6 protein-coding genes and 1 pseudogene are annotated in these 7,235 nt (G+C 63.0%); 5 read left to right on the forward strand and 2 right to left on the reverse strand.

Features of this window, described 5'->3' with window-relative positions; translation table 11 throughout:
• Positions 1 to 442: 442 nt before the first annotated feature.
• A complete protein-coding gene (locus ABZT04_RS41845) occupies positions 443 to 601 on the reverse strand; it encodes a hypothetical protein (protein WP_356064779.1) in 159 nt (52 codons plus the stop codon).
• Positions 602 to 757: 156 nt separating this feature from the next.
• On the opposite strand from ABZT04_RS41845, the gene ABZT04_RS41850 reads away from it, so the two are divergent.
• From ABZT04_RS41850 to ABZT04_RS41860, 3 genes and pseudogenes are all read left to right on the forward strand, one after another.
• Positions 758 to 1,678 carry a hypothetical protein gene (locus ABZT04_RS41850; RefSeq protein ID WP_356064782.1) on the forward strand — a complete coding sequence of 307 codons (921 nt, stop codon included), beginning with the start codon at positions 758 to 760 and terminating at the stop codon, positions 1,676 to 1,678.
• Positions 1,679 to 1,696: 18 nt separating this feature from the next.
• A pseudogene (locus ABZT04_RS41855) lies at positions 1,697 to 1,908 on the forward strand (transcriptional regulator); the annotation flags it as partial.
• A gap of 709 nt (positions 1,909 to 2,617) precedes the next feature.
• Positions 2,618 to 3,556, forward strand: coding sequence for a hypothetical protein (locus ABZT04_RS41860; RefSeq protein ID WP_356064784.1), 939 nt, complete (start codon positions 2,618 to 2,620; stop codon positions 3,554 to 3,556).
• Between the two features lie 449 nt (positions 3,557 to 4,005).
• On the opposite strand, the gene ABZT04_RS41865 is transcribed toward ABZT04_RS41860, so the two are convergent.
• Entirely contained in the window at positions 4,006 to 4,524 is a 519-nt protein-coding gene (locus tag ABZT04_RS41865) for a hypothetical protein (protein ID WP_356064787.1), read from the reverse strand.
• Between the two features lie 211 nt (positions 4,525 to 4,735).
• Here ABZT04_RS41865 and ABZT04_RS41870 point away from each other — a divergent pair, with 211 nt between their 5' ends.
• Both ABZT04_RS41870 and ABZT04_RS41875 read left to right on the forward strand, forming a co-directional pair.
• Positions 4,736 to 5,608, forward strand: coding sequence for a hypothetical protein (locus ABZT04_RS41870; RefSeq protein ID WP_356064790.1), 873 nt, complete (start codon positions 4,736 to 4,738; stop codon positions 5,606 to 5,608).
• A gap of 660 nt (positions 5,609 to 6,268) precedes the next feature.
• The gene (locus ABZT04_RS41875; protein ID WP_356064792.1) at positions 6,269 to 6,595 is read left to right on the forward strand and encodes a hypothetical protein; all 327 of its coding nucleotides are present in this window, start codon (positions 6,269 to 6,271) and stop codon (positions 6,593 to 6,595) included.
• The last annotated feature ends 640 nt before the right edge of the window (positions 6,596 to 7,235 follow it).

The raw sequence follows: 7,235 nt of genomic DNA on the forward strand, positions 1-7,235 counted from the left end.
AGTGAGCCCGAAGGGCCGTCGATTGCGAGGCTGTTGACCAGCGAGTCCATACTCTTGACGCCAGCGCCCACACCAGCGAGCTGTTCGCGCGACCACGCCGGCCGCAGTCCGCGGCGGCCCCGATGTGCATGTGCGTGTCGCTGCACTCCTGCGAGCACAGGGACTTGCAAGGGGGCCCACAACGTCGCGACCAGGTTCGAGAGCTTGAGCACCTCGAAGGAATGCACCGGGTACGTCACGTCTTTGGTCTTCACTGCGGAGGCGGCGTACCCCTCGATCTCACCCATCACGTGGTGCATGACGAACATGTCGAAGACATCCTCGACGACGTACTCCTTAGCCTTGCCCTCCTGGCCCTCGTACTGGCTGGACGAGGGCCAGGAGGGTCGAACTCGCGCCCGGCAGGCCCGGGCGCGGCATCTCTCTGGTGTGGCGGTAGGCCCTAGACGACGGACCTGTGGACCAGGTAGAGCAACTCGTGGATCAGGCCGCTGGCCAATGTGGCGGAAGCGGCGTAGAAGACCGTCTGCCAAAGGCCTTGGCCAAGGGGAGGGCGGGCGCGTCGCTGCTTCGCGTCGGGGCGGTGCGTACGGTGGGACATGACGGTCTCCGTTCAGGGGATGAGTCGGCTGGCCCCGCATCGCTTGTTCCTGGCCGGGATACGGTGCGGGGCGCAGTTTTTGCTGCCTCAAGCCTTCCGGGTGACGTCCGCTGAACGCAGCTCCTGGTGCTCGAATCTCGATGTAAGTTCGGCGCCATGAACGGAAATCGGCTCACTGCCTGGGCTGAGGGGACATCGGCGGATCTGGTCGCCGACGCTCTCGCTCTGGATGTGAAGGCCAGTCCCAGAATGGTGACCTCCTGGATCGAGGACGGGCTCCTCGCCAATCCTGAGCCGCGCAAGACGAGCGCGCACGGCAGCGATCCGCGGGTCTTCCCCCGCGAGCAGCGCGAGTTGTTCTCCAGGCTCCTGGAAGCGCGAAAGCGCTCCCCGCTGGGGCGTATTCCGCAGCGCTCCCTGGTCCGGGTCGTGCTGTACCTGTGGCTGATCGACGACACGGTTGTGCTCACCCCACAAGCACGCCGGGCCTGGCGTACCCACGCGCGCGCCATGGGCCAGACGACTGTGGTTAGGCGACGCGAGAGCAGCCGGGCGATTGTGGAGCAACTCGCCCATCCGTCAGCCAGCCTCAAGCAACGGCGCGTTGCCCAGCTCATCCTCGAAGAAGGCGAGCGGACCGGGCGGATCGACGTGGACAGACTGACGTCGGTCCTCACTGAGTTGTATTCGCCCTGGCCAACTCAGCCCGGCATGCCAAGGATCGAACGAGCCCTTCCGGGCCCGTTCGGGCCCGTCTCCGTCCAGCACCACATCACGATGTGGAAGGCCAGACAGCAGACGGTCCGCAGCCTTCGGCACGAAGAGATCGCCGAACCGGAACTCGACCGGGTACGCGCCATCTATCGGCCGATGTGGGCGGAGTATCAGGCCCGCCGGCCCACCCTGGCGACCATTGGCACCGGAGAGTTCGCGGCGTACTTTGCTGAGCCACACACCATGGAGGGTCGCGCGAACGAGGCGGTCGACGCCTTCGTGGGAACGCTGGCCGGCGAACTCGGCTTGATCGAAGCCGCGTCCCATGCTGCAGAAGCGGCACGCCTCAGACTGGCACGCTGAGACACCCCTGTGGGGATCCACCCCGCTCAACCAGTCACAGGTGGACCGTCCCCACCAACGGCCGGTGGAGTACCGGACGATGAATGTCCGTCACTGGGACCGGATCGTCGCCGCGTGGGCCGCCGACAACGACCAGGAGCCTGGACGACACATGGGTCGACCAGGTCGTCGACCTCGGCTCCCAGTGGGGCGAGTACGAGTACGTCACCAACATCGGCTTCGCCGCGTAATCCGAGAGAATCTAAAAGCATGGCGGACCGCGCGCTGGATCAGTAGATACTGCTGCATGGCACGGATGTTGGAAGACCTGCTCAACAACACCAGACGTCACGGGTGGGCCGCAGGCCAGGGCACCTTAGAACAGGTGAAACTGGATGCTGCGGCGCTTAAGTGGACTGAGGTTCCGACACGTCGAGGTGGCCCCACTGTGACCACCTTGCGTCCAGTCGATTCAGCTGAGGCTGCCCCCAACTCTCTCAGCGCACAGTATGGAAAGGGAGCCCAGCCGCTGCATTCAGACGGCGCTCATCTGCCTCACCCGCCGGACATCGTCGTCCTTTCCTGCGTCAATCCAAGCACTACGCCTACACGTCTGTGGTCCAGGAAGCGCTACGCGCGCTTCGTGGGAGGGCTACCAGATTTTGTCGAGCACGGAGTTTTCCTAATCAACAGTGGAACCGACAGCTTCTTTGCCACGGTTGCCGACGGCGGGCGTCTACGTTATGACCCAGGTTGCATGATGCCGTGCGATGCACGATCGCGCCGGGCGGTGCAGTTCTTTGAAGAACAGTATGAATCTACAACTGAGCACGCCTGGAACGAGCCGAACCTCATTCTCCTGATTGACAACCGGCGATGTCTCCACGCGCGGGCTTCCGCTGCCCAAGACCCGCAGCGGGAGATTCAGCGAATCGCCTTTCGCATGAATCACGAGGCATCATGAGCAATCCATTTGATCACGACGCTCTCTGGACGAAAGCCAAGCTTTTTCTGAACCGTGCCATGGACGACGACGCTAGATCGTTCGACGAGCAAGCCCTATGGGCTGCGCTGGCACTCGAACTACTAGCCAAAGCCGCCCTAGCGCGCGTATCACCCCTCCTGATCGCGGAACCAAATGAAGAGGGAACCAACCTCCTCATTGCGAGTGGACTTGTTAAAGGAGAGGCCAGATTCACTTCTGTCCGTGCGAAGACCCTGATGGCCCGATGTCATAAGGCGTTCAAGCCCTTTGACCAAGCCGAAGCAATGAAGATCATTAATGGACGTAACGAGTACCTCCACAGCAGTGGCACCGGTTTCATGTCGATTCCGTCGCACTCGTGGTGGCCCAGGTACTGGGCTCAGGCTGCCGTTCTTGTCACCGCACTTGACCGCGACATGGAAGAACTCGTGGGGAGCCTCCGTGAGATCGAAGTAACTAAGCATCTTGAACGGAACGCCAAGAACATCGAGCAGCGGACCGAAGCTCTGATCGAGAGGGCAAAGCAGCGTCGTCAGCAATGGCTTGACGGGAGTCTCCCGGCTAAGGTCGCTGCTGAGTGGAAAACAGCACAGTACCTCTCAGCGACCATGTCTCACAGCGAGGCCGCGACCTGTCCAGCCTGTGAATCGACCGGACTCCTCGAAGGCGAGGAGGTGGTCGAAGAGGAGATCAACTATCCGACGTCCGGCTACACCGACGATGGGGATACCTACTATCTGGACGACGGCTCGGTATCTCTCACCATCAGCGCCGATCATTTCAGTTGCGCCGGTTGCCAGTTGGTCCTGAACAGCTATGAGCTGATTAGACAAGCTGGATTGCCAACGGAGTTCGACGCGGAGGGCGACTTCGATGACTACGCTGCGCAAGAGCCTGAATATGGCAACGACTGATCTGAAATTGACCGTGCGTGTCGGCGTACACCTGAACGTGGCCAGAGAGGTACAGACATACGTCCCCACCTGAAGAGGGGCACCTGCAGGCCGGAGAGCCGGGGCCGCCCGATCTCTGAGGGTGCGTGACAGGACGGCCGGTCAAGGGCGCCCTTCGGGCGTCGCTGCGCGATGGGGTCTTGCCCCACCCTGGACAGTCCGCTCTGTCACGAGGCTGGCTGGCTATCGGCCGGCCCCGGCCCTGTGGCGACCACGCACTTGGCCACGTTCGCGTGTACCTGGCTGGGGAGAAAAGCCCGTACTCCGACAGACTCGGACACCTACGGATTCGTGGACGATGCGACCGCGAAAGCCTGGCTGCTCAACAACGGACTTCGTGACGCGGCTGAGCGCTGGTTCGGCGGACAGCAGCCAGCCTGAGCTGACACCAATCTCCCGAGACAGCCCAGTTAGACGGCGCAGTCCAGGACAGCCCAGACCTGGCGTCCGTCCGGGGTGAGTTCGGTGCCGCAGCTGACGGCCCCCAGCTCGTGCAGGCGCGACAGGACCGCGTCCTGGACGTCGGCCGCGTCGGGCTGGTGGCTGAGGGCGAGGATCAGCGCCTGGTGATCCTGCTCTCCGAGATGGACGCTGATGTGCCGGCCGCCGTCCCCGACTACGGTGGAGACGAGCAGCAGCACCACGTTGTCGAGTTCCGCCGGCCTGCAAAGTCCCCACTTGGCCAGACGCGCGGCGACGTTGGCGACCGCCTTCTTCCCCACCCAGGGCTGCGCCTCCAGGGACCAGGTGGCGCCCTGCCGGTTCGCCATCACCCGACACCCGCGGAACGCGTCCAGGCGCGCCGGCGCAGCGTCGACGCGGGTTTGCGGTGGGGGCGGCGACGGCGGCTTCTTCGGCGGCGGCGGTGTCTTGGGCGGGTAGTCGGGGCGCGGGCGGATGTCCTCGGTCCCGGTGTCCTGTGGCTCCACTGGTCCTCCCCGACGCCGCGCAGTGGTGCTGTTATCCATCGTAGGCGCGGGGACCTGGGCGTGCTCTGGGTCTGGCGATGTCCGTCCGGCGGAGGTGCTCGTCGCCTTCCGCAACATGTGACGGGTGTCACAGGCGGTGAACCTTCAAAACAGCTCTAGCGGCCGTTCTCCCCTATCGCACGAAGAAGTGTGAGCGAGCTGGAGACGGCAAATGACCAGTAGGGCAAAGGTGCCTGACGATGGGGAAGCCATGCGCGTGCGCGTGCGCGAACTCATCCAGAAGGCCTATCACCGTGGCGCGCTTGGGCATGAGGTGCGCGCCAAGCTCGACAAGGGGGTGTCGAAGGAGGACAACACCCCCGCTGTTGATGTCGAACCTCCGGTTCCGGATCAAAGGAAACCGCCTTGCGGGGACGGCCCGGATGAGGATGAGAGCGTCCGCGCTGAGGTGCTCAGGCAGAAGGAGCTGGTGGGTGAGCTAGCTGGCTATGCGCACAGCCGGGCGAGGCGACTTCGCGTTTCGCGTGCTGCGCGGCAAGACATTGCGCAGGACGCCATTACCAAAGCCCTGCATCGCATCGAAGGGGCCCCGCTCGTGCTCGACGAGCGTCCCGAGCATGCCCGGTACCAGATAATGAGGTTCCTTCGGCAGGCGGTGATCTACGCCTACCAGGATCATTATCGGAAGATCGCGGCCCGCGCTGTGACTCTGGCTGAGTACACAGAGGACATCGAGCTGCCGAGGACGATAGAGGGCGGGGAGAGCGCAGAGTCCGCGTTCTTTGCGGAGGCCGACAAGTCCATGGCGGAGGCGCTGACCGAAGGGTTCGCATCGTCAATGGACGACGCGATTAGGGAGGCCGAGCGCCTCGCCACCGCCATGCACAATCTGGTCGGTACGAAGGAATTGCTCTCCCTCATCCTGCACAGCGCGTTCGCAGTACCGGCGGACGTCGTCGCGGAGATGACTGGCTCATCAACAGCCAGCGTGCGAATGGCAGTCGGCGCCGCCAAGCCAAAGTTGAAGAAGCCAACAGCCAAGCGGACATTCCTGATGCGGCTTAATCGCGTAGACGCGGACTGAAACGGCTTGCTTCCAGGGTCCGGCGTCAGTGCACTCGTGGGCATTGAAGCCGGACCCGAGTGGGAAGCCGCTAGGGGGACGTTACCTCACCAATGACGTCAAAGGCTTTCCAGGAAAGAGGAGATCAAAAGTGAAACCCACCACTGAGTCCGGACCCGAACGGCCGCCTATTACCGTGCTACTCCTGACGGTTGAGCTGGTCGATTACCTGCTTGGCTTCGTTGGCGTCGTAAGGTACCGCACGGATCGGATGATTACCGCCGCGTTCGAAGCGTCCTTCGTAGTGCTTAGCTGGTTCCGAGGAAAAACAAAGCACTACCGGAACGGAGAATCAAACAACACCGCGCAGCCTGGAATGAGGGGTGTTACCGGATGATACGGGCGAAAATATAAACCACCCACGGGAGGGCCGTGGGAAATCTTCGCCATACGCCAGGAACGGAGCCATCGTGAAATATGTTAGTGCGTGCCGCAGTACATATGGATTACGCATCTATATGTAACTGCGCGAGTGTGACTTGAAACACAGGCCGGGCCCTTCGTTGAAGGGCCCGGCTGCGTTTTCTACGGGTGACATAGCAACCACCCGCTGCTTGTCCCCCGCGCGAGGGTTCAGCTCACCCGGAGGACGCGAGGCAGCACACACGAAAGAGCCCTGCCATGACCAGCATGCCCGAACGGCGCAACGAGGACGAGCAGTCCCCGCAGGACGACCTCGTCGAGGCCAAGGCCGAGCACGCCATGAATCGAGCCAAGACGCGCAAGTCCCGTACGGCGATCCGCGAGATCAAGCGAGACCGCCGCGCCAAGGCCATCGCCCGCGCCACGGAGAAGGCCGCGCCGATGACATGCGGAGGCCTGATGGCGGCCGGGACAGCATCCTTCGTCGGTGCCGCCACCCAGCTGGTCTCGGGCGATGGCAGTAGCGCCGCCAACTGGCTGAGCGCCGGCGTCAGCTGCTGGGCACTCGCCCTCATGCGTCGCTGACCTCCTACATCAAATGCGCTGCGCCCCCGGACAACACACTGTCCGGGGGCGCAGCGCATTTACAGCACAAGTCCGCTGCACGCCTGGTCCTCCGAAAATACGGACGATGTTATCGATAGCACCTCATCCTGATGCGGCCGCAATTCCATCCCGGCCATGAGACCTTACATCCTCGCATTACCCAAGAGGCAATCAACTCCAGACCAGATTTCATCCAGGCTCCAAAGTGACGAATTCTATTTCCTTCACCTGGGCACACTTTTACAATGCACCTTGACGGGATGGTAGTGGTCTACCATCCCAGAATCTAGCCACAAAATAAAGTGACGCACGCCATCTGTTCGAAAAGTTGGTGACGCATCGTCGAGTCCGAATCGCGTGACGCGATGCTGCACGAGGCCCCCGAGGGCCCCATTCCAGCCACCCTTGACCGGCGTGCGCATGACACCCGTCACCCCCTTTCCCAGTCAGATGCTTTTACAGGGCGGGGGCGCGGAGCGCACCGGTCCTGTCCGGGGCCGGCCGGAGGCTGGTCCCGTTGCCGGATCGCGGAGCGAGCCGGTGACCGGAACGGAGTTCCGGTCTTCCGCGCGGAGCGCGGTGAGTGTCGCGTAGCGACACCGCGTCGTGTCTGCGGAGC

It is taken from the genome of Streptomyces sp. NPDC005492 (genome assembly GCF_040605995.1).
GTDB lineage: Bacteria > Actinomycetota > Actinomycetes > Streptomycetales > Streptomycetaceae > Streptomyces.